Origin of the sequence: Photobacterium sp. WH77, assembly GCF_022014395.1 — a bacterium.
Classification (GTDB): Bacteria; Pseudomonadota; Gammaproteobacteria; order Enterobacterales; family Vibrionaceae; genus Photobacterium; species Photobacterium arenosum.
Window position 1 is genome coordinate 1 of the sequence record NZ_JAKLTE010000060.1, and the last position, 657, is coordinate 657.

General features: G+C 50.7%; 1 protein-coding gene. It reads left to right on the forward strand.

The window, feature by feature from the left end; genetic code table 11:
* Positions 1 to 61: 61 nt before the first annotated feature.
* Positions 62 to 657, forward strand: a 596-nt coding sequence (locus tag L6J37_RS21240) for an IS256 family transposase (protein ID WP_237796524.1), incomplete at its 3' end; no start/stop codon positions are given.

Below are 657 nucleotides of genomic sequence, written 5' to 3' on the forward strand. Positions count from 1 at the left end.
GGGTAGTGTTCAAAGTTTTGTGTCTTTTCCTACACTTCCTAAAAAAGGGGGGAGACACATCATGGCTGATAAATACGAAATTGATATCCAGGCATTCGCCAAAGCGCTGCAGTCCGGGCAAAACCTCAATGGCAAGGATGGCCTGCTCACGCCGCTGATCAAGCAGATCACCGAAGCCGCTTTGGGAGCAGAGCTGGACGAGCACCTGACGAATGAAACTTCTGCCAACCGCAAGAATGGCACCTCCAGAAAGACGGTTAAAACATCGTCAGGTGAATTTGAGCTGGAAACGCCGAGAGACCGTAATGGCACGTTCGAACCTCAGACCGTCAAGAAGTATCAGACCCGCCTGACCGACGAGATGGAGGGGAAGATCCTCTCTCTGTTCGCTCTTGGTAACAGCTATCAGAACATCCGCGAACACATCTTAGATCTTTACGGCATGAGTATCTCCAACGGCACTATCAACACCATCACCGACCGTTTGGTACCTGAACTCAGAGCATGGCAGGAGCGGGATCTGGAGCCGCTGTATCCCTTCGTCTGGCTGGATGCAATTCACTATAAAATCAAAGAGAACGGTCGCTTCATATCGAAAGCCGTCTACACGATTCTGGGTCTGACCGTTGAGGGTAAAAAAGAGCTGCTGGGGTTGTA